General features: G+C 36.2%; 19 protein-coding genes and 1 riboswitch. All 19 genes read left to right on the top strand.

Going from position 1 to position 21,715, the window contains the following annotated elements:
- Position 1: 1 nt before the first annotated feature.
- The 19 genes from BLQ56_RS12045 to BLQ56_RS11960 all read left to right on the top strand — a co-directional run bounded on the left by BLQ56_RS12045 (position 2) and on the right by BLQ56_RS11960 (position 21,693).
- Entirely contained in the window at positions 2-394 is a 393-nt protein-coding gene (locus tag BLQ56_RS12045; RefSeq protein WP_090854365.1) for a hypothetical protein, read from the top strand.
- Positions 395-461: 67 nt separating this feature from the next.
- Positions 462-662: riboswitch (cobalamin riboswitch) on the top strand.
- 196 nt (positions 663-858) lie between these two features.
- Positions 859-1,845, top strand: coding sequence for an ABC transporter substrate-binding protein (locus tag BLQ56_RS12040; RefSeq protein WP_090854783.1), 987 nt, complete (start codon positions 859-861; stop codon positions 1,843-1,845).
- Complete coding sequence (locus BLQ56_RS12035) at positions 1,811-2,878, top strand: FecCD family ABC transporter permease (protein WP_090854362.1); 1,068 nt, start codon at positions 1,811-1,813, stop codon at positions 2,876-2,878. Before BLQ56_RS12040 ends, BLQ56_RS12035 begins: the two co-directional genes overlap by 35 nt.
- On the top strand, positions 2,879-4,342 hold the full coding sequence (locus tag BLQ56_RS12030; RefSeq protein ID WP_090854359.1) for an adenosylcobinamide amidohydrolase: 1,464 nt from the start codon (positions 2,879-2,881) through the stop codon (positions 4,340-4,342).
- 19 nt (positions 4,343-4,361) lie between these two features.
- Complete coding sequence (locus BLQ56_RS12025) at positions 4,362-5,753, top strand: cobyrinic acid a,c-diamide synthase CobB (RefSeq protein WP_090854355.1); 1,392 nt, start codon at positions 4,362-4,364, stop codon at positions 5,751-5,753.
- Positions 5,737-6,780, top strand: a complete 1,044-nt coding sequence (cobT, locus tag BLQ56_RS12020; RefSeq protein ID WP_090854352.1) for a nicotinate-nucleotide--dimethylbenzimidazole phosphoribosyltransferase — start codon at positions 5,737-5,739, stop codon at positions 6,778-6,780. The genes BLQ56_RS12025 and cobT overlap by 17 nt, the downstream gene beginning before the upstream one ends.
- A 24-nt stretch (positions 6,781-6,804) precedes the next feature.
- Positions 6,805-7,356 (top strand): cob(I)yrinic acid a,c-diamide adenosyltransferase, encoded by a 552-nt coding sequence (locus BLQ56_RS12015; RefSeq protein ID WP_090854349.1) that lies wholly within the window; start codon positions 6,805-6,807, stop codon positions 7,354-7,356.
- Between the two features lie 20 nt (positions 7,357-7,376).
- Complete coding sequence (locus BLQ56_RS12010; protein WP_090854346.1) at positions 7,377-8,897, top strand: cobyric acid synthase; 1,521 nt, start codon at positions 7,377-7,379, stop codon at positions 8,895-8,897.
- A gap of 3 nt (positions 8,898-8,900) precedes the next feature.
- Complete coding sequence (cbiB, locus tag BLQ56_RS12005; RefSeq protein WP_090854343.1) at positions 8,901-9,884, top strand: adenosylcobinamide-phosphate synthase CbiB; 984 nt, start codon at positions 8,901-8,903, stop codon at positions 9,882-9,884.
- Positions 9,885-9,895: 11 nt separating this feature from the next.
- Positions 9,896-10,981 (top strand): threonine-phosphate decarboxylase CobD, encoded by a 1,086-nt coding sequence (cobD, locus tag BLQ56_RS12000; RefSeq protein ID WP_090854340.1) that lies wholly within the window; start codon positions 9,896-9,898, stop codon positions 10,979-10,981.
- Positions 10,978-11,526, top strand: coding sequence for a bifunctional adenosylcobinamide kinase/adenosylcobinamide-phosphate guanylyltransferase (locus tag BLQ56_RS11995; RefSeq protein ID WP_090854337.1), 549 nt, complete (start codon positions 10,978-10,980; stop codon positions 11,524-11,526). The genes cobD and BLQ56_RS11995 overlap by 4 nt, the downstream gene beginning before the upstream one ends.
- The gene (cobS, locus tag BLQ56_RS11990) at positions 11,523-12,281 is read left to right on the top strand and encodes an adenosylcobinamide-GDP ribazoletransferase (protein ID WP_090854334.1); all 759 of its coding nucleotides are present in this window, start codon (positions 11,523-11,525) and stop codon (positions 12,279-12,281) included. Before BLQ56_RS11995 ends, cobS begins: the two co-directional genes overlap by 4 nt.
- Positions 12,233-12,862 carry a histidine phosphatase family protein gene (locus tag BLQ56_RS11985; RefSeq protein ID WP_090854331.1) on the top strand — a complete coding sequence of 210 codons (630 nt, stop codon included), beginning with the start codon at positions 12,233-12,235 and terminating at the stop codon, positions 12,860-12,862. Before cobS ends, BLQ56_RS11985 begins: the two co-directional genes overlap by 49 nt.
- Positions 12,814-13,242: a bifunctional adenosylcobinamide kinase/adenosylcobinamide-phosphate guanylyltransferase gene (locus BLQ56_RS11980; protein ID WP_090854327.1), complete on the top strand. Its 429-nt coding sequence runs from the start codon at positions 12,814-12,816 to the stop codon at positions 13,240-13,242. The genes BLQ56_RS11985 and BLQ56_RS11980 overlap by 49 nt, the downstream gene beginning before the upstream one ends.
- A gap of 20 nt (positions 13,243-13,262) precedes the next feature.
- Positions 13,263-14,078 (top strand): cobalamin-binding protein, encoded by an 816-nt coding sequence (locus BLQ56_RS11975; RefSeq protein WP_090854324.1) that lies wholly within the window; start codon positions 13,263-13,265, stop codon positions 14,076-14,078.
- A 779-nt stretch (positions 14,079-14,857) separates the two neighbouring features.
- On the top strand, positions 14,858-15,769 hold the full coding sequence (gene cyoE / locus BLQ56_RS11970; RefSeq protein WP_090854321.1) for a heme o synthase: 912 nt from the start codon (positions 14,858-14,860) through the stop codon (positions 15,767-15,769).
- 179 nt (positions 15,770-15,948) lie between these two features.
- The gene (locus BLQ56_RS23525) at positions 15,949-16,089 is read left to right on the top strand and encodes a hypothetical protein (protein WP_175490281.1); all 141 of its coding nucleotides are present in this window, start codon (positions 15,949-15,951) and stop codon (positions 16,087-16,089) included.
- A gap of 287 nt (positions 16,090-16,376) precedes the next feature.
- Positions 16,377-18,344, top strand: coding sequence for a lipoteichoic acid synthase (gene ltaS / locus BLQ56_RS11965; RefSeq protein WP_090854318.1), 1,968 nt, complete (start codon positions 16,377-16,379; stop codon positions 18,342-18,344).
- Between the two features lie 265 nt (positions 18,345-18,609).
- Positions 18,610-21,693, top strand: coding sequence for an efflux RND transporter permease subunit (locus BLQ56_RS11960; protein ID WP_090854315.1), 3,084 nt, complete (start codon positions 18,610-18,612; stop codon positions 21,691-21,693).
- The last annotated feature ends 22 nt before the right edge of the window (positions 21,694-21,715 follow it).

The raw sequence follows: 21,715 nt of genomic DNA, 5'->3' as shown, positions 1-21,715 counted from the left end.
TATGAATGATCCATTAACAGAACTTTTAAACTCAAGTAATCAATTGGTGACCTTAGTTATCCTTATCATCGCTGGTGTCTTCATTTTCTCTATCGTCCGCTCACTAGTTAAAGTGATAATGCCAATCGTAATTGTTGGTTTAGTATTAGTAGTATTCTTAGGTTACACACCAGAGGATGTTATTGATAAAGGGAAACAATTCGCTTCAAATAGTTCCTCTATTATAATGGACGGGATCTTACCGTTTTTTAACTCGGAAAAAGGGACAGGTTCCACTGAAAAAGCACCAGGCTTTTTAGAAGAAGAACTAAAGGAGTTTTTAGATAAAGAGGAAAAAAGCCCTGTTGAATTTTTTGAAGAAAATAAAAGCGATATTGAGGTTAATAAGCTATGATAAATGAAAATGTATTTTACAAAGCTAGAATACTCTACTATAATTGCTTTTAGAGCAAAAAAACGAATATTATAAAAATAGGTTTCTTAAATGTTCATGATTGGGTGATGTATTTAAGACTAAGAGGGAAGTTGGTGAAAATCCAACACGGTCCCGCCACTGTAAGCGAGTAGGAAGATTAATGAAACCCACTGTGTTTTTAACATGGGAAGGGATAATCGACTGTTGATTCGCAAGTCAGGAGACCTGCCTATTTTATTTTAAGCTTCCTCGAGGAAAGGTATGTTTAAAGTGCAAGGTAATTTAATCATGTAAATAGTTCTCTATTTTCACAATTTAGATTACGTCCGTTAATTATTTGGTCAATTAGACCAATGATGATGATGCCTTTGACTAACGCTTTTCTATCGGAATGGCGTTTTTTTGTGCTTAAAACTGAAGGAGGAAAAGAAGTGATTAAAGAAATGTTTAAAAAGTGGGGACTTTTCAGTATCGTTTTTCTGTTAAGCATGGCTGTAATTGTAGGTTGTGGTACACAGGGAGAGGATACACAAGAACAAAAAGACACTACCTCTAATGAGCAGGTTGAAGTAGAACAAAAAGATGAACAACAATTTCCTATAACAATCACAGACGATGCTAATCGAGAGGTTACAATTGATGAGGAACCTGAATCGATTGTTTCAATACAAGCGAGTAACACAGAAATTGCATTTGCACTTGGTGTAGGGGATAAAGTGGTTGGAGTTTCAGATTATTGTAACTATCCAGTTGAAGCACAATCAATCGAGAAAGTTGGAGGCCAAGATATCAATACTGAGATGGTTCTTACTCTTCTTCCTGATGTTGCTCTTGTTACAGACTACCATTACAATACACACCCTGATGTCTTAAAGCAATTTGAAGAAGCAGGAATTAAAGTTGTTGTAGTTGGAAGTGCTACTTCTTTTGAAGATGTATACGGAAATATTGAATTGATTGGTTCCGCAACTGGTACTCAGGCTGAAGCAGGCGAAATCATTACTGATATGAAAGAACGACTTCAAGTGATTAAAGACAAAGCATCAGAGTCAATCACTGAAAAGAAGAAGGTTTGGGTTGAAGTTTCACCAGCTCCAGATATTTATACAACTGGAACAAATACATTTATGCACGAGATGCTTGAGTCCATTCAGGCAATCAATGCTGCCCAGGATCATGAAGGTTGGGTGAAGTTAACGGAAGAGGAAATCGTTCAGTTAAATCCTGAAGTGATTATTACTACTTATGGTTATTATGTAGAAAATCCAGCAGAGCAAGTTTTAACTCGTGAAGGATGGGCTGAAGTACCTGCTGTCAAAAACAAAAATGTATTTGATGTTGATAACGATACAGTGACAAGACCCGGTCCTCGTTTGATTGAAGGAGTGGAAACACTTGCGAAACTTATCTACCCAGAAACATTTAAATAATAAAATTGTTTGGTTATATATTCTAAGTGGAGGCTTTGTACTATGTACAGGCCTTCTTGGTTTATTTATAAGCAGTGTCACTGTCCCAGTTCCTACAATCTTACATATTATCTTAGATAAAACAGTAAATATGGGGTGGCTTACTGAGATTGCGAAAAACCAAGAGATGATTATTTGGAATATCCGTTTCCCTAGAGTAGTACTAGCTTTCTGTGTAGGTGCATCACTCGCATTAGCTGGAGCTGCATTTCAAGGACTTTTGCGGAATCCATTGGCTGATCCATATACGATTGGAGTGTCATCAGGTGCTTCGTTAGGTGCTGTTGTCGTTCTTTTTTTTCAAGTAACAATCGTAGGTCTTGGAAGCTTTACACTTCCGGTTGTGTCGATTGTGAGTGGTTTTTTATCACTCCTCGTAGTTTTTGGACTAGTTCGATTAAGTAGTCGAAGTTTAGCTATTGAGACGATTATATTAGCAGGTATTATCGTAAGTGCATTTATTGGGTCGGTTGTTTCCTTACTTATATCACTAGGTGATCGGGATTCTATGTCACAAATCATCTATTGGTTATATGGAAGTGTTGGAATGCGGGGATGGAGTCATGTGCAATTAATCATTCCGTTTATGATTGTTGGTTCATTTATCTTGCTTTATCATTACCGTGAATTAAATGCACTTGCATTAGGAGAAGATGCAGCAGATCATATTGGAGTGGATGTGAAAAAAGGGAAGACGTATATTTTAATCGGCGCGTCCCTTTTAACTGGTGCTGCAGTAGCTGTATCTGGCTCAATAGGGTTTGTTGGATTAGTGATTCCACATCTAGTTCGTTTGGTGACAGGACCTAATCATCGACATGTACTTCCTTTATCAGTGTTACTAGGTGGATCTTTTCTCATAGTAGCTGATTTGCTTGCTAGAACCATTATTGCACCGAAGGAATTACCAATCGGTGTGATTACAGCCTTAATTGGTGCGCCAGTATTTGCACTGTTGTTAATTAGAGAAAGAAATGGGAGGGGGAGAACGTAGATGATAACCATACAGAACTTGGTGGGTGGATATGCTGATTCCCCGATTATAAAGGACCTGGACTTAGACATTCAAGAGGGTGAATTCTTCGTTCTTCTCGGCCCAAATGGGAGTGGGAAAACAACTCTTTTTAAACTAATCACAGGACAGTTGACTCCTATGAGTGGGGATATTTTCCTATCGGGTAAACAAATATCAAGATATTCAAAACTTGAAAAAGCCAAAAAAATGGCAGTTCTTACACAAGAGGCAAATGTCTCATTTGATTATACTGTTGAAGAGATTATAAGTCTTGGGCGTTACCCTCATCAAAAGGGTATTATCAAGCAACTTTCAAAAAATGATTGGAACGTAATTGAACATGTAATGGAAATTACAAAAATCAGTCACTTTAGAAAATCTCAGTTCAGAATGATTAGTGGCGGTGAGAAACAACGAGTTTTATTAGCGAAGGCATTGGCACAAGAGCCTGAAATACTACTATTGGATGAGCCTACCAACCATCTAGATATAAAACATACATTTGAAATGTTAGATCTTTTAAAAGAGAGGCAACGGACTACGGGCTTAACAGTCTTTTCAATTTTGCATGATTTAAATGTGGCTTCGCTCTATGGTGATCGTATTGGTTTGCTTCATAATGGGACTTTTTTGGAAGTTGGTAATGTAGATACTTTAAGGAAAGTAGATCAGTTAAAAAAAGTATATGAAGTCAAAGTGAAAACCCAGCCACATCCTACAATAGCGAAACCTCAGCTGTTAATGACACCAAACCATTCTACATCAGTCAAGCGTTTACCATTTGAGTGTTCTTATAAAATAGATCAAACGAAAGATTATATACATGTCGCGTTTGACCAATCTTTAAGAACGATTTCCAATGGAGTTATAGGTGATGGAATTCAGTGGATCAAGCATTTCTGCAACTTTCATGTACCAAAGAATTATAATTGTGATGCTCCAGAGAAAGATTTGGAAGAGTGGATGGGAAGGCTTTCTATTCCTCATGAGCAAGCGGTCGGTATGATGACAGCCGTGAAAATCGAAGATGTGGTGATTTTAACTAAAAAAATAGAACAAATAGAAATGATGGTCATTGTCACAGCGGGAACCGGAAATGCAGTAGATATTTCAAAAAATCTAGTCTCTGAATCTCGTACAATTGGTACAATAAATACCATGGTGTTTATTGATGCGCATTTTACTGATGGTGCTCTAGTTAATGGTTATATGTCAGCAACTGAAGCGAAAGTTAAAGCATTGCAGGATTTGAATATTCATGATCCACATACGAATACAATTGCTTCAGGAACATCAACAGACTCTTTATTATTAGCGCTTACTCAAGAAGGAGTAAAAACCCCATATGCTGGTTCAGGAACGATTGTGGGAAAAGGAATCGGCGAAATCGTGTATAGTGCAACAAAAGAAGCTATTACAAAGTATCTGACCCGAATAAAATAGACAATTAGGGGGAATTGCAGTGACAGAACGTAGAATCGTAATTACTGGAACTGGAAGCGGGGTAGGGAAAACCACGGTTACAATTGGATTAATGTCTGCATTAAAGAAAAAAGGTTTGATTGTTCAAGGTTTTAAATGTGGCCCAGATTATATCGATCCTTCCTATCATACTGCTGTCACTGGCAGGCCATCTCGGAATTTAGATAGCTGGATGTTCTCGAAAGAAATCTTATTAGATATTTATAATAAGGGTAGTCAACATTCGGATATATCAATTATTGAGGGAGTAATGGGATTCTTTGATGGGAAAAATCCAGAAACAAACGAGGGAAGTACTGCTGAAATTAGTGAAATAACGCAGAGTCCTGTGTTGCTTATCGTGAATTGTGAAAGTATGGCTCGAAGTGCAGCAGCCATTGCTAAAGGATTTCAAACATTTTCAGAAGGTCCCAATATTGTAGCTGTTATTGCAAATAAAGTGGGAAGTGAAGGGCACTTTCAACTTGTTAAGAAAGCGATAGAGAAGGAATGTCATGTTCCAGTAATAGGTTATTTAAAAAGAGAACTAGATATTGAGATTCCTGAGAGACATCTTGGTCTGATCCCTTCATTGGAAAGAGGAGAATTAGATCCATTTTTTGATAAACTCGGAGACTTAATCCTTGAGACTGTGGATGTTGAACGCCTATTTGAGTTAGCAGTTTCAGAGCCACTAAAGGTTAATCAAAAGCCTTCAATTTTTGAACAAAAGAAAGAACCTACAATTAAAATGGCTGTTGCTAAAGACTCAGCGTTTAATTTCTATTATCCTGAAAATATCGAATTATTAGAGGCAAATGGTGTGGAAGTTGTCTATTTTTCTCCACTAGAAGATGAAAAATTGCCAGATGGAGTTTCTGGTCTATATATAGGTGGAGGATTTCCAGAAGAATTCGCGCAAGAACTAGCTTCTAATCTACATTCAAAAAATTCGATCAAAGATGCCATTGAAAATGGATTACCAACACTTGCTGAATGCGGTGGATTTATGTATTTAACTGAATCAATTGAAACGACTGAAAAAGAGAAATATGAAATGGTAGGGATTATCCCTGGTAGAGTTCAGATGCAATCACACTTAGCTGCACTTGGATATAGAGAGATTAGTGGACAAAATGAAAACTATATATTAAGAGATTTGGATGCGAGAGGACATGAGTTTCATTACTCTTCCTATCAACCTGTTGAAGAGAACATACCATATGCGTATGAAACGAAAGGATTAAGAGGGGTAAATAAGGAAGGATATCTCATACATTCTTTAGTAGCTGGTTATACCCACTTTCATTTTGCTTCTTGTCCTGAAATGCTAGATAATTGGATTAAGACATGCCTTGATTATAGGAGGAAACAGTATGAGGGTACAATTTGATTCAATTCCTAAGTTAAACAAGGAAATGGGTTTGCTTGTTACAGAGTATATAAATACTTTAACAAAGCCAGTTGGAAGCCTAGGAAGACTTGAGGAGTTAGCGATTAGTCTAGCTGAAATGAAAGGTGAAGCATTTCCTAATGTGACAAAGCCAGGTGTTCTTGTTTTTGCTGCTGATCATGGAATTACTGCAGAAGGTGTCTCAGCTTATCCTCAAGAAGTGACAAAACAGATGGTGCAAAATTTTTTACAAGGTGGAGCAGCAATCAATGTATTTAGTAGAGAAATAGGAGCCTTACTTGAAATTATCGATATTGGAGTTGCAGGAGATATTGAGCATGAGAGGCTGATTGATAAAAAGATTCGCTATGGAACTGCAAATTTCTATAAAGAAGATGCAATGACAAGTGAAGAAGCTGAAAGTGCGATCAATATAGGATACGATCAAGCTGTTGAAATAATAAACAAAGGTGCCGAATGTCTGATTCTAGGAGAAATGGGAATCGGAAATACAACAGCAAGTAGTGCGATTCTAGCAGTTCTTAGTAATAAGGATGTCTCAACATTGGTAGGAAAAGGCACAGGTATTTCAGATGAACAATTACAATATAAGGTGAACATTATAAAGGAGTCAATTGAAAAGCGAAACCCTAACCCTCTAGATCCTATTGATATGATTGCGAAAATGGGTGGGCTTGAAATTGCAGGTATGGCAGGGGCAATGCTAGCTGCTGCTACTTATCGGAAACCAATCCTTGTTGATGGTTTTATTTGTACGGTTGCCGCATTGCTAGCAAAGTCTATCTCTAGTACTGTTGTTGATTATATGATTGTTACCCATCGCTCCGTAGAACCTGGTCATCAAGTAGCCAGTTCATTACTAGGAAAGAAACCTATACTAGACCTAGGACTTAGATTAGGAGAAGGAACAGGCGCAGCCATTGCTTATCCAATTGTGAAGTCTGCAACATTAATGTTAAAAGAAATGGCAACATTCCAATCAGCAGGAGTTTCAAATAAGAATTAATTACGAACATTCCAGGAGGTTATTATGAGTAAAACGAAAGAAAAGCAAAAAGGATTAACACTTGTCTATACAGGAGATGGCAAAGGGAAGACAACATCTGCTTTAGGGTTAACCCTAAGAGGGGTAGGAAGAGGGTTTAAAGTTAGGATTTTTCAATTTATAAAATCACCTGAACGTTCATATGGTGAACAAATAGCTCTTAAAAAGCTTGGTGTTGAAATGGTTCAATTAGGAATTGGGTTTACATGGACAAAGACACCTGAAGAACACAGAGAAGCCCTAAGAAAAGGATGGCCGATCGCAAAGGAAGCAGTAATGAGTGGTGAATACGATTTAGTTGTTTTAGATGAACTGAACAATGCATTAGCGATTGATAAATTCCCAGTTGACGATGTTTTACCACTAGATGAGGTTATCGATTTAATTAAAAATAAACCATCTCATGTTCACCTTGTTATTACTGGAAGAGATGCTAAGCAGGAAATTAAAGAGATTGCTGACCTCGTTTCTGTTGTAGAAGCTGAAAAGCATTATTACGACGAAGGCATTCCAGCAGTTAAAGGAATTGAATTTTAAGTTAGGAGTGAATCTTCCATATGAAAAAAGCGATTCCGTTAATGATCCAAGGGACCCACTCAGATGCTGGGAAAAGTGCTTTAGTAACTGCATTATGTAGAATTTTCGCTCAAGATGGTTATAAGACAGCTCCATTTAAATCACAAAACATGGCGTTAAATTCATATATCACAGTGGATGGGAAAGAAATTGGACGTGCACAAGGAGTACAAGCTGAAGCAGCAGGTATCATTGCAACAACCGATATGAATCCCATTCTAATCAAACCAAGCGGAGAATATCAATCTCAAATTGTCGTCCATGGGAAACCATATAAAAATATGAAGGCAGGGGAATACCGCCAGGACTTTTTTCAACAAGGATTAAATCTCATTCGAGAATCGTATAATCACCTATCTGTGGCGTATGAGAGAATTGTAATTGAAGGGGCAGGTAGTCCTGCCGAGATTAATTTGAATGATCGAGAACTCGTAAATATGCGTGTTGCACAAATCGCGGACGCGCCAGTTATCCTAGTAGGTGATATCGAAAAGGGAGGCGTATTTGCAAGTCTGGTAGGCACACTACAGCTCCTAGAACCTGAAGATCGAAAAAGAGTGATTGGTGTAATTATTAATAAATTTAGAGGCGACGTGACCTTGTTAGAGCCTGGTTTAACATGGTTTGAAGACTATACGGGTGTCCCTGTTTTAGGTGTTGTTCCATACATTAATAACCTATTAATTGAGGCAGAAGATTCAGTTGTTTTAAGTCATTATACATCGAAGAAGAATACCACTAAAGACATTGATATTGCGGTAATTCGCCTTCCAATGATCTCGAATTTCACTGATATTGATCCGTTCTTTGAAGAACAAGACTGCCATGTTCGTTTTGTTAAAATGGCGGAGGAGCTAGGAGAGCCTGACTTACTTATTATCCCTGGAAGTAAAAATACGATTGAGGATATGGAGTTTTTACATGAATCAGGCTTAGCAAATCGGATTCTCCATTTATCAGAAAAAGAAACGATGATTATTGGTATTTGTGGTGGGTATCAGATGCTAGGAAATAGCATATGGGATGAATATGGTGTTGAGTCTTCCAAACAAAAGATGACGGGTTTAGGTCTCATTCCAATGAAAACCACAATGTCACAAACAAAGACAACCGTTCAATCTGAGGGGATAGCGATCTTCGGAGAATATGAAATTCCAGTCACTGGTTACGAGATTCATATGGGTGAAGCTCACCTTGAAAAGGAATTTATGCATTTCATTCAGTTATCGGACAGAGTAGAAGGAACAATGACTTCTAATAGGATGATAATTGGTACTTATTTTCATGGGATTTTTCATAATGATTACTTGCGAGAAGTCATTCTTAATGAATTGAGGCATAGAAAGGGTTTAAGCCCAATTCATAATCGATCCTCTTTTGCTAATAAGAAGGAAGAAGGTTTTGACCTTTTAGCTAAAGTAGTGAGAGAGAATATTGAGTTAGACAGAATCAATGAAATCATGATTAACTTTCAAGAAGGTCAAACTTTTAATAAGGAATAAGATATGTTAAATCTAATACAAGATCCAATGGTAAGTATATGTTTTATCCTCTTATCTTCTATAATAGTAGATTTACTAATAGGTGATCCTCGTTGGTTCCCACATCCGGTGATCATAATGGGGAAATTTATTTCATATTTAGAAGCTAGGTGGAATAAGGGGAAAAACCGAAAAAGAAAAGGTCTGTACTTAACAATTACAATATTATTTACTGTTTTTATTTTCACCTCGTCTATCGTTTATTTTGCTTTTCAACTACATCCTATTTTGGGAATGGTAATTGAAATTTATTTAATTTCGACAACGATCGCAATTAAAGGTCTATCGTCAGCGGCCAAGGAAGTGCTGGCACCATTACTTATCGGAAATCTTAAACAAGCTAGATTCCAACTGAGTATGATTGTAGGAAGAGATACTAAACAGCTACCTGAAAGTGAAATTGTTAGAGGAACAGTTGAAACGGTCGCAGAAAATACAGTTGATGGTATAACAGCGCCCTTATTTTGGGCAATGATTGGTGGTGCACCATTAGCTATGGTTTATCGAGCCACAAATACGTTAGATTCTATGGTAGGTTACAAAAATGAAAAATTTATCGATTTTGGCTGGGCCTCAGCTAAACTAGACGATTTAGTAAATTGGATTCCTGCAAGATTAACAGCATTGGCAATGTGGCTGGCTTCTTTTGTAATAAAAGGATCTAAGAAAAATCATGGGGTAAGCATAACATGGAGAGATGCAAGAAAACACCCAAGTCCAAATAGTGGCTGGTCAGAGGCAATGGTAGCTGGGTTATTAGGAGTTCAGTTGGGCGGAGTTAACTATTATGAAGGAAGAAAATCAGAACGGGCAACCATGGGTGATCCATTAAGAGTATTAGTAAGTTCAGATATAAAAAAATCAATTGTATATATGCATGGTGGGTGGATTGTATTCACGATGATAGGTGTTTGCCTCCTCCTCCTTATAGGATACATTGTTTATTGAGGTGAAGAAAAGTGAAGTGGCCAAATCATGGTGGACAACCTGAAACAATCAAACAACTTTTTAAACTAAAAGAGGATGTTCATATTCATGATTTTAGTGCGAATTTAAATCCTTTAGGTCCTCCTGCTTGGCTTGAGGAAGAAATAAGTAATCAGTATCATACGATTACAAGTTATCCAGAACCTTCTTATTTGAAGTGCAGTATATCAGTTGCAGCCCATGAATCGATTGATCCAAATATGCTATTGCTGACAAATGGAGGGGCAGAAGCAATATTCTTGATCGCTAAGTATTTTGAGAATCTCAAGGCAATGGTTGTTCATCCTACTTTTATGGAATATGAACGTGCTTGTAAGCATTATCATATTTCTGTTGAACAGATCATGTTTGAGCAAGAAAATGAGTTTGGACTACCAATCCAAACGATGTGTGAAAAACTTAAAGAAACAGATGTTATTTTCCTTTGTCGCCCTAATAATCCTACAGGAACGGTTATTAATGAAAGAGATTTACTTTTACTCTTAGAGGAAGGGAAAAAAACAGGGACATCCGTTGTGGTAGACGAAGCATTTGTTAATTTTCTTCCAGCCTCGGTACCTTCCCTCTCATCATGGTTGGCTACATATCCTAATTTAATATTATTGCGCTCTTTAACAAAAATGTATACAATCCCAGGTCTAAGGATTGGATACATTATGGCCAATCCTTTAATTATAAATGCATTAAGAGATGATCAAATTCCATGGAGCATAAATTCCATCGTAGATGCTATTGTTCCTAAATTACTAGATGATGTTCAATTTGTAGAGAGAACAAAGGATTGGTTAAGTGAGCAATCACAGTATGTCTATAAGAAATTAGCTTCGATAGACTTCTATCATTCGCCTTCACAGGTAAACTTCTATCTTCTTCGTGATAAGAAGCAACCACATCGAACAGAAGAACTGTTTCATTTTCTCTTACAGAATGGAATATTAACTAGGCATACTCATAATTTTAAAGGACTAAATGGAGATTTCCTGAGATTAGCGATTAGGTCTAAGGAAGAGAATGAAAGATTACTTATGATTCTTCAAAAATGGAGAAATGAAACATGATTATATTTATTTCAGGTGGTGCAAGGTCTGGAAAAAGTCATTTTTCAGAAGAAACCGCCCTATCAATCTATAATAAGAAGAATAATAAAGAAAAATCATTATATTACATTGCAACTGCAAAAAAAAGTGATGTTGAAATGGGTCAACGAATTCAAATTCATCAGCAAGAACGTGGGAATGAGTGGGAAACGATTGAAGAACCTTTTGATCTAAACTCAGTCCTATTACAGTTCAAAAAAGGTGATGTCATTTTAGTTGATTGTTTAACGATTTGGTTAAGCAATGTCATGTTCGAATTAGGATACAGCTTACAGGAGATTGAGAATCATATCGATCAACTGCTTACAACTGCCGATGAAAAGCAATTATATCTTATCTTGGTATCCAATGACTTAAATGAAGGACTTCCTCATTCAAGTGAATTGGTTTTAACATATATGATTGCTTTGCAGCAGATCCATCAAAGAATTATTGGAAGGTCAGATCTCGTTGTTCAAGTTCAGGCAGGAATCCCTACGTTCTGGAAAGGGGACGATGTAAGATGAAAGAAATGTTCTATGGATTTATTCTAGCCATTCAATTTCTAACAAGACTTCCCATTCCTATTAACTGTCCTTGGAATCCAAAAACAAGTAGGTGGGCACTTAAGAGTTATCCTCTAGTTGGTTTGCTTCTTGGTTCTATTATCATTGGGATTCTTGCACTTCTTCAATCATATTTACCTGTTCTCGTTATGACTTTACTTATTCTGTCTATATGGGTATGGATTACTGGTGGGTTGCATTTAGATGGTTGGATGGATGTTGCTGATGCAATTGGTTCGAATGCACCAATTGAAAAGAAATGGGAGATCATGAAAGATCCGCATGTAGGAAGCTTCGGTATTATCTCCCTTTTATTCTTACTTGCTTGGAAGTTCATCTTCATTTATTCATTACTCGAGTCAGGAATTACATTCCACTATTTAGTCTTTATTTTGGCTTTTTCACGACTGGTTGCTGTTATTCTAATGGTCGAATTACCAACTGCAAAGCCTAATGGACTGGCATGGGAGTGGAAGAAAAACATACATAAATTAGATGGTTTGTATTCATGTATTCCCATTATAGTCCTGATATTCTTTTACCCACAATGGCTCTTCTTAATTCCAGCATATGGATTTTTTATCGGCTTGTTTGGATTATGGATCAAGAAAACGTTCAAAGGATTGAATGGTGATCTACTAGGGACATCGATTGAAGGAGGAGAATTATGGGGACTTCTAATTACTTGGATTTATTTCTCATTCGGCATGGGATAACGGATTGGAACAAGGAGAAAAGATATTTAGGACATACAGACCAAGGTGTGATTAAAAGTGAATTAGAGTTACTATCAGACTTGAAATTCGAGCTAAAGAAAATTCACTTTGATCAAGTATATACTAGTGATCTATGTCGGTGTAAGGAGACATTAGCATATTTAAATTTAACCTCGCTTGCTTCCGTTGACTCAAGACTGAGAGAACTACATTTTGGGGATTGGGAAGGAAAGACATACCAGGATCTTAAGATGGATAAGGAGTACAAACTTTGGCTTAATAGCTGGGAAGATTATCAAATTCCAAATGGAGAGTCATTCGTTACTTTTAAAACAAGAATAGATTTATTTTTGGAAGAATTATTTCATGATTCTACCCAGAAAAATAAGAGCAACATACTAGTTATGACCCATGGAGGGGTGATTCGTTATTTTGTTTCAAAGGTTCTTCCTGAAACAGCCTTTTGGGATGTGACAATCAATCATGGTAATGGTGTGAAATTAACCATGGAACAGAAGAAGGGAGAATGGGTATGCAACTCGTTATTGGTGGTGCCTTTTCAGGAAAAAGGAAATGGGTAAGAGAGACATATGGAAACTGTAGTTGGATTTCTGCTTACAATGGAGATCGAATTGAAGATTGGGAAACGAAGTGGGAGAAGAATACAACATTAGTGCTGGAAGGATGGGAACAGTGGATTTCTTCTGAATTGGAGAAAGGAGATACGATCAACGAAATCAGGAATGAAATAAATGTTTTTTTTCTGAGGTTACTTGAAGAAGAGAGAAATAGGAACAGTCAAATTACACTTATTATGCTAGAAATAGGGAAGGGAATTGTTCCCCTTCAAAAGGATGAAAGAAGTCTTAGAGACCTCTCTGGGTGGATCGCTCAGGATGCTGCTTCTCTATCAACTGAAGTCTATTATATGTGGAACGGATTATCAAAGAGAATGAAGTAATTTATTGAAAGGAGTCAATTATGAGAATCATATCAATTTGCCCAAGTAATACAGAATTAGTAGCATACCTTGGATTAACGTCATCTCTGGTAGGAGTGGATAACTTTTCCAATTGGCCAGAGAGTGTCAATGAATTGCCGAGGCTTGGCCCAGACTTGAACATTGACATGGACAAAGTTGAAGGATTAAAACCTGACATCGTTTTAGCATCCCTAAGTGTTCCAGGTATGGAAAGGAATATCGAAGAGCTAAAGAAAAGAAACATCCCGTATGTTACCATTCCTAATCCAAAGTCATTAACTGAGGTAGGAGAAAGTCTATTATTTCTTGGAGAAGCTACAAATACCTATAGCAAAGCTAAGAAACTATATGATAAGTTCAATGCTATATTAAATGAATACCAACTTCTATCTAACCAAATAAAACATCCTAAAACTCTATACTGGGAATGGTGGGCAAAACCAATCTTCACACCTGGTGCAAGCAATTGGTTAACTGAAATAAGTCAGCTTGCAGGTGGAAGAAACGTATTTGATGATCAACCACAAAAAAGCGTAAAAACTGACTGGGAAGACGTATATAAAAGAAGCCCAGAAGTTATTTGTGTTATTTGGGTTGGCGTTCAGAAAGATAAAGTTAATCCAAAAGTTATTCTAAAGCGTCCTCATGCTGACCAAATGGATGCTGTTAAGAACAATCAGTTATATATATTAGACGAGCCGTTATTTTGTAGACCTTCGCCTAGATTGTTACTTGGTTTAAATAAGATTGCAAGTATACTTCACCCAGAGATATTCCCCACCTTTAGTGAAAATGAAGATCCTCTACTTGATTAAGAGTGATAAAAAAAGTTATAGAACGAGTTAGGGAACATCTCCGCCTTCGTATCGATTTTTGTGCATGTATGAGGATAGGCGGAGAATTTCCCGCTATTGTATAGGGGAAGCTTAAAAACGTAAGCATAAGCGGAGATACTCCGGTTAACGGATCTAAATCAGGTCAAATCCAAGGATTATGTTTATATAAACGGAAAAACTCCCATTATTACTAAGAAAAGATGGCTATTTCCGAAATTAGCTGGAATTTTTCCGTTTATTTTTCATATGCTGAGTAAACTCGATATTCAGATATGAACAAAATCAAAGCTTAATTGTTTTGTATATCAAATTACTAGTGAAAATGTAGTCCTCTTACTAGGTTGTACCCTACTTCTTATATTCAAATCGCACTTCAAATTCTTCTAAAATAGTTATTAAACTCCCTTTATATCAACAAAAATAGACCTGCAAATTAACCGCAATTTGTAGGTCATTTTGCTTTGCGTATTTAATGTTTGAGGTAGTTAACCGAACCAGTTACGAAATGCTAGCTCTTTTTCGTACGAGAAATCTAGATATCGCAATAATATAAAAATAGAGCTTACAGAGAATTTGAATAATAAAAAATGACAACTAAATTGTTACAGACATTTGTCATTTGAGGGAAGGGACTATTATGCCTTACTATGTTTGGGTTACAATAAATTTAGTAATTCTTATGATAGTTCTATGAATATTAAATCATTACAAACATTAACATAATCGTTTAACAGAGCCACTTCTAAAGGGGAATATATATGAGTAATAGTAGCAGCATAAGTAAATTGATTGTACCAAGCGATAAACTCACATGGTTTTCGTTTAGTAAGTTAATAAAAATAGGCATTATAAATTCGAACGTATTCATGGTTTTTGTTGGACTTTATTTAGCTCTTCATACAAATAACCTCCTTTTTCTAGACTATCTAACAGTTGCTATTCTTACTCTTGTCGGTTCAGGACTAGTCATAGGTGGGGCATGTGCGGTCAATAACTATTACGATCGAGATATTGATTCTAAAATGATCCGCACCTTGGAAAGGCCAACTGTAAATGGGACCTTGCATCCTATGTTCGCCCTTTGGATAGGCATTCTGTTTACGCTAATTGGCACGATTATGTTATTTTCCGTTTCTATTATGGCTGGAACAATGGGTTTACTTGGATTTGTTTTATATGTATTTGCCTATACAATGTTTACAAAAAGAAAGACAGTTTGGAATACAGAGGTCGGTTGTTTTTCAGGTGCGGTTCCACCATTAATTGGTTGGGCAGCCATTTCTTCAGATTTAACACATCCCATAGCTACCGGATTATTTGTGATGATGCTCTTTTGGCAACCCCCTCACTTTTATGCTCTAGCTACAAGAAGAGTTGAGGAATATCGCGCAGCGGGTATACCGATGCTGCCAGTTGTGAAAGGAATTAGAAGAACAAAAATTCAAACGTTAGTTTATTTGATTCCGCTGCTAGCTTCTACCATGTTTTTCATAGATTTGGGAGGATTCTTTATAGCAATTACGGTCATTCTTACATTAATCTGGTTCTTTCTAGGTATAAAAGGCTTTGGAAAAATGTCTGACCATAAATGGGCGACACTCATGTTTGTATATTCAATTAACTATCTTATGATCGTGTTTTCATTGATGATTATTGTCACTTTAGTTTAATTTGCTTTAATTAAACATAAATCATAGTACTCTTAATGATCTCGGTATGTGCCGAGGTCATTTTTGTTCTAATGGGGGTAACTGGAACATTAGGATAATATGGAAAAAACATTGTCACCAATTCCTGAATCATGCATATATTGTCTTCGGTGTGAAAAGTATAAAGGAGTGAGAGACGGATGAATGAAAATCAACTAAAGACATTAACTTATAAGAAAAGTGAAGATACAAAACATGATTTTAAAATAATTGAAATTAACATTAGTGACACAACTGATAGTTTGTATGCTGTAGTGACACCTGTAAAAAATATGAAATAATTAGTTTGTCCATGAAGGCTTTAAAAAAGGCCTTTTTTTACTATAATTAACGAAGGAAAGTGATATAATCCATTCTAAATAAAATATTGTTGTAAACGCGTTCACTGTTAATGGACAAAGGTTCTGAATAAACGATAGTTTTAGGACCATATTGACTTTTTCATAGAAACAGTTATTATCAATTTAGTCATTAACTTTTTAATAAACGGAAAGAAGATTAGCTCTTTTATATATATAAATTATAAATAGATAAAGTTATTAATAGAATGTTGGAGAGGTGTAAAATTATGAAAAAATTAGCAAGCAAATTTAGATTTGAAAGTAATTTTATGAACCTTTTCATTTTAGCTGTTGTTTTTTTGTGGATAAAAACTTATATCGTTCAGCTTAATGAATTTGATTTAGGCTTAGAAAATTGGGTGCAGAATTTTCTGCTTTTCCTTAATCCTTTAGGTTCGTCATTATTCTTTCTTGGATTTGCACTATTATCAAAAGGAAGAAGAAAATATATATGGCTTGTTGTATTAAACTTTGTATTAAGTTTCTTATTGTTTGCAAATGCAGTATACTATCGATTCTTTAGCGACTTTATTACATTACCTACGTTAACACAGACACAAAACTTTGGTGATGTTAGTGGCAGTATTACTGCTCTTTTAAAACCCTATGATCTATTATTCTTTATTGATACGATGATTTTAATCGTTCTTGCAATAGTAATAAGTAAAAAAGATACAATATTCCAACTAAACAGAAGAAAGGTTAGGACTGTATTTGTAACTGCCATTCTTACTATGTTGGTTAATTTAGGGTTGGCTGAGATTGATCGTCCTCAGTTGTTAACTAGAACATTCGATCGTAACTATATTGTAAAATATTTAGGAATGTATAACTACACGATTTATGATGCTGTTCAGAGTACAAAAGCATCTGCAAAACGTGCAATGGCAGACAGTAATGATATTACTGAAGTAATTAATTATACGAGATCTGATTATGCTAGTCCAGATCCAGAATATTTTGGAGCAGCAGAGGGGATGAATGTCATTTATATTCATCTTGAGTCGATCCAAAGCTTCCTTATTGATTATGAGCTTCATGGCGAAGAAGTTACACCATTTTTGAATTCATTAACAGAAGATACAAATACGATGTATTTTGATAACTTTTTCCATCAAACTGCTCAGGGGAAAACAGCTGATGCCGAATTTATTTTGGAAAATTCACTATATGGACTTCCGCAAGGGTCTGCATTTTCAACAAAAGGTTTGAATACGTACCATGCAGCACCTGCAATACTAGGACAAAGAGGATACACTTCAGCGGTTTTCCACGGTAACAATGGGTCATTTTGGAATCGTGATGAAATATACAAATCGTTTGGATTTGATGAGTTTTACGATTCAAGCTATTATGATATGGAACAAGAGGATCTTGCGGAATATGGTTTAAAGGATAAACCATTCTTTGAACAGTCTATACCGTTACTAGAAGCATTACCGCAACCATTCTATACAAAATTTATTACTGTATCCCATCACTATCCATATGTAATGGACCAAGAGGAAACTACAATTGCTCCGCATACGACTGGAGATAAGTCTGTTGATAACTATTTCCAGACAGCTAGGTATGCAGATGAAGCGTTAAAAGAGTTCTTTGATTACCTGAAGGAATCTGGGTTATATGATAATTCAATGATTATTATGTATGGAGATCATTATGGTATTTCAGATAATCATAGGAAAGCAATGTCCCAGGTGTTAGGTAAGGAAATTACTGATTTTGAGAGTGCAGCATTACAAAGAGTTCCACTATTTATTAGAGTACCAGGTGTTGAAGGTGGCATAATGAATCAGTATGGAGGACAAATTGACCTTCTACCGACTTTAATGCACTTAATGGGAATTGAAACAAAACAATATGTACAGTTTGGATCTGATCTTTTATCAGCAGAACATGATGAGCTGATTCCATTTAGAAATGGTGATTTCGTTGGTCCAGAAATAACCTATACTGGTGGAAAATTCTATGATTCTACTACAGGTTTGGAAATCGAAGAATCAGAAGAGACAAAGCGATTACAAGAAAATGCACTTATGAAACTTAGTTATTCTGATCGAGTTGTAGAAGGTGATCTTTTACGATTTTATACACCTAAAGAATTTACTCCAGTAGACCGTCTTGAATATAATTATAGTAATAAAAGTCTACCAATATCTAATACATCGGATTCTGATTCAGATTCTGAGTAGAAAAACTTCTGAGTAAAACTCAGAAGTTTTTTTGTTTTGACTAAGTAGTCATTATATAACGGACATTACATGAACTAAGTTAGATCGTGTTGTCTATTTTTTTTGTAAATAGCTTATATAATCAGTAATAAAGGTTCTTTTTCTACATAATGAAAATAGTATGCCTTAATAAATGTATCCTGAAAGTAATTCTGTTGACAAATGACTGACCAGTCATTAATATAAGGGATGAGCTAGTAAAAGATTATTTAGGGTGGGTGTGAAGGTGAAGGGTATAGTTAATTTTGTTTTAAAGAATAAACTTGCAGTTTGGTTACTTACGATTATTATCACTGTAACCGGTATGTATTCGGGTACAAGAATGAATATGGAAACGATACCAAATATTTCAATTCCTTACTTAATGGTTATGGATGTATATCCAGGAGCAACTCCTGAGCAAGTGATGGAGGATGTTTCTATTCCTATAGAGAAGGCCGTTGAAGGTCTTGAAGGTGTAAAATCAGTCTTTTCCAACTCATATTCAAACATGTCTAGTATACAAGTTGAATATGAGTATGGCGAAGATATGGACGAAGCAAAGCGGTCATTGGAATCTGCATTAGATTCAGTAAGTTTACCTGAGGGTGCACAAGAGCCAGTCATAACGGCTATAAGTATGAATATGATGCCAATTGTTGCTTTAAGTGTAAGTAGTCAGGATGGGGATATTGTTGAATTAACTTCAACTGTTGAAGAAACCTTACTTCCAAAGATAGAGAAAATTGAGGGTGTTGCATCTGCTACACTTACAGGTCAGCATATAGAAGAAGTTCAGCTTACTTATGACGAAGTAAAAATGAAAGAGTTTGGTTTGACTGAGGATACAGTTAAACAAATGATTCAAGCTAGTGATCTTGCAGTTTCATTAGGTCTTTACGAGTTCGAAGAAGGTGAACAGGCTGTTTCAATTGATGGAAAGTTTATGACAGCTGACGAATTAAAGGAAATGATTATTCCTGTTACACCATCAGAAAGCAACCCATCACCGTTTGTAAAACTTGGTGATATAGCAACAATTGAAATGGTTGGTAAAGTCCAATCAGTTTCACGTACAAATGGTAAAGATGCTATTGCTATACAAATTGTTAAAGGACAACAAGCTAACACAGTAAGTGTTGTAAATAGTGTTAAAGATTTAGTTGAAGAAGAAACGGGTAATAGTGATGAACTTATTATTGATGTGACAGTTGATCAAGGTGAGCCAATTGAAAAATCTGTGCATACGATGATTGAAAAGGCACTATTTGGTGGGTTAATCGCTGTGCTAATCATCTTGTTATTCTTACGAGATTTCAAATCAACAATTATATCGATTGTGTCAATTCCAGTTTCCATTTTCATGGCTTTACTATTATTAAACTGGATGGAAATAACGCTTAATATCATGACCTTAGGAGCGATTACTGTTGCAATCGGTCGTGTTATAGATGACTCTATTGTAGTGGTTGAAAATATATATCGTCGCTTACATTTAAAAGATGAGAAATTAACAGGACGTGCACTTGTACGTGAAGCAACAATTGAAATGTTTAAGCCGATTCTGTCTTCAACATTAGTTACAGTTGCGGTATTTGCACCACTAATCTTTGTTGGTGGTATGGTCGGGGAACTTTTCACCCCATTTGCATTAACAATGACATTTGCTCTTGGTGCTTCATTGATTGTTGCGATTACAATAGTTCCTGCACTTTCTCACTACCTATTTAGGAAAAAACTGTATAGTGAAAAAACGGAAAGTAGTCATAAAGAGGTCGGTAAGTTATCAGAATGGTACAAGGGTATCCTTGAATGGACACTTAATCATAAAATGATTACTTCTATTATTTCAGTGGTTTTATTAGCAGGAAGTTTGGCACTAACACCGCTAATTGGCTTTAGTTTTCTTGGTAGTGAAGAAGAAAAGGTTATGTATTTAACCTACACACCAGGTACAGGTGAGCTAATGGAAGAGACATTAGCAAACATTGAATCTGTTGAGAATGAGTTATTAAAGCATGAAGACATAGATATCATCCAATTATCAGTAACAGAAAGTGGCGATCCATCAGCTGCAATGATGGGAGGCGGAGGAGATGGTGCATTAATGTACCTGATCTTTGATCCCGAAATGGATAACTTCCAAGAGGCTCGTGAAGAAGTTGAAGAGTATGTGTTCAACATAGGTCAAACAGGTGAATGGAAAAGTCAAAACTTTACGTCCATGTCTATGTCTACCAATGAGGTTAGCTACACTTTCTACAGTGAGGATTTAGACAAGCTAAACCAAGGTGTGAAAATGGTAGAAGAAGTTATGCGCGAGGAAGATGGTTTAGAAGATGTTTCATCAAGTGCTGAGGATGAATATGTTGAGTATACTTTCAAAGTAACACAAGATGAATTACTACAATACGGTTTAACAACTGGACAAATCGTGATGATGCTAAGTCCGAATCGTACTCAAGAGGTTTTAACAACGGTTGAAAAAGATGGAAATACATTAGAGGTTATTGTTCAGCAAAAGCAGGAGGAACAGCCAAAGTCAATCGATGATATACTGGCAACGGAGATACCGACTGCATTAGGGACAACATTACCACTTTCTGATCTTGTAACCGTTGAAGAAGGCACTACATTGAATACATTGGCACGGAGTAAAGGTGAATACTATGCCACTGTTTCCGGTACAATTAAAGGTGATGATATTACAAAAGCAACAACAGAGGTTGATAAAGCTATAGAAAAGCTAGACTTACCTGAGGGTGTGACCGTTGGTGTTGCAGGTGTAGCAGCAGATATGAACGAAACATTTACACAACTTGGGCTAGCGATGCTTGCAGCAATCGCAATCGTTTATTTCATTCTCGTGGTAACATTTGGTGAAGGAGTGGCACCATTTGCAATTCTCTTCTCTTTACCATTTGCCGTAATTGGTTCGTTTGTTGGGCTATTAATCGCGGGTGAGACTATTTCTGTACCTGTTATGATGGGCCTACTAATGCTAATCGGTATCGTTGTTACGAATGCGATTGTACTTGTAGATCGAATTATTCATATGGAACGTGACGGTATGAGTATGCGTGAAGCAATCTTAGAAGCTGGAGCAACAAGATTGCGCCCAATTCTTATGACAGCAATTGCAACAATTGGTGCTTTAGTTCCTTTAGCAGTTGGCTCTGGCGGTGGTGGATTAATTTCCAAAGGCCTTGGTATTACAGTAATTGGTGGATTAACAAGTTCGACATTGTTAACATTAATTGTTGTTCCAATTGTTTATGAAGTTTTATCAAAAATATTTAAGAAGAACCGTAAAGAACTGAAGGAAAATTAAGTGTGAGTCCTACATGATTATT

It is taken from the genome of Litchfieldia salsa, from assembly GCF_900104555.1.
GTDB lineage: Bacteria > Bacillota > Bacilli > Bacillales > Bacillaceae_L > Litchfieldia > Litchfieldia salsa.
Note: the sequence above shows the minus strand (reverse complement) of the source record. Positions and strands in the feature narration are given on the sequence as shown.

Bases quoted from the DNA above. Each gene is read 5' to 3' on its own strand.
- BLQ56_RS11985 (WP_090854331.1), top strand. From the start codon at position 12,233: ATGGGGACTTCTAATTACTTGGATTTATTTCTCATTCGGCATGGGATA.
- BLQ56_RS11980 (WP_090854327.1), top strand. From the start codon at position 12,814: ATGCAACTCGTTATTGGTGGTGCCTTTTCAGGAAAAAGGAAATGGGTA.
- BLQ56_RS12015 (WP_090854349.1), top strand. From the start codon at position 6,805: ATGAGTAAAACGAAAGAAAAGCAAAAAGGATTAACACTTGTCTATACA.
- BLQ56_RS23525 (WP_175490281.1), top strand. From the start codon at position 15,949: ATGAATGAAAATCAACTAAAGACATTAACTTATAAGAAAAGTGAAGAT.
- cyoE (WP_090854321.1), top strand. From the start codon at position 14,858: ATGAGTAATAGTAGCAGCATAAGTAAATTGATTGTACCAAGCGATAAA.
- BLQ56_RS12010 (WP_090854346.1), top strand. From the start codon at position 7,377: ATGAAAAAAGCGATTCCGTTAATGATCCAAGGGACCCACTCAGATGCT.
- BLQ56_RS12040 (WP_090854783.1), top strand. From the start codon at position 859: ATGTTTAAAAAGTGGGGACTTTTCAGTATCGTTTTTCTGTTAAGCATG.
- BLQ56_RS11995 (WP_090854337.1), top strand. From the start codon at position 10,978: ATGATTATATTTATTTCAGGTGGTGCAAGGTCTGGAAAAAGTCATTTT.
- ltaS (WP_090854318.1), top strand. From the start codon at position 16,377: ATGAAAAAATTAGCAAGCAAATTTAGATTTGAAAGTAATTTTATGAAC.
- BLQ56_RS11975 (WP_090854324.1), top strand. From the start codon at position 13,263: ATGAGAATCATATCAATTTGCCCAAGTAATACAGAATTAGTAGCATAC.
- cobT (WP_090854352.1), top strand. From the start codon at position 5,737: ATGAGGGTACAATTTGATTCAATTCCTAAGTTAAACAAGGAAATGGGT.
- BLQ56_RS12045 (WP_090854365.1), top strand. From the start codon at position 2: ATGAATGATCCATTAACAGAACTTTTAAACTCAAGTAATCAATTGGTG.
- cbiB (WP_090854343.1), top strand. From the start codon at position 8,901: ATGTTAAATCTAATACAAGATCCAATGGTAAGTATATGTTTTATCCTC.
- BLQ56_RS12030 (WP_090854359.1), top strand. From the start codon at position 2,879: ATGATAACCATACAGAACTTGGTGGGTGGATATGCTGATTCCCCGATT.
- cobS (WP_090854334.1), top strand. From the start codon at position 11,523: ATGAAAGAAATGTTCTATGGATTTATTCTAGCCATTCAATTTCTAACA.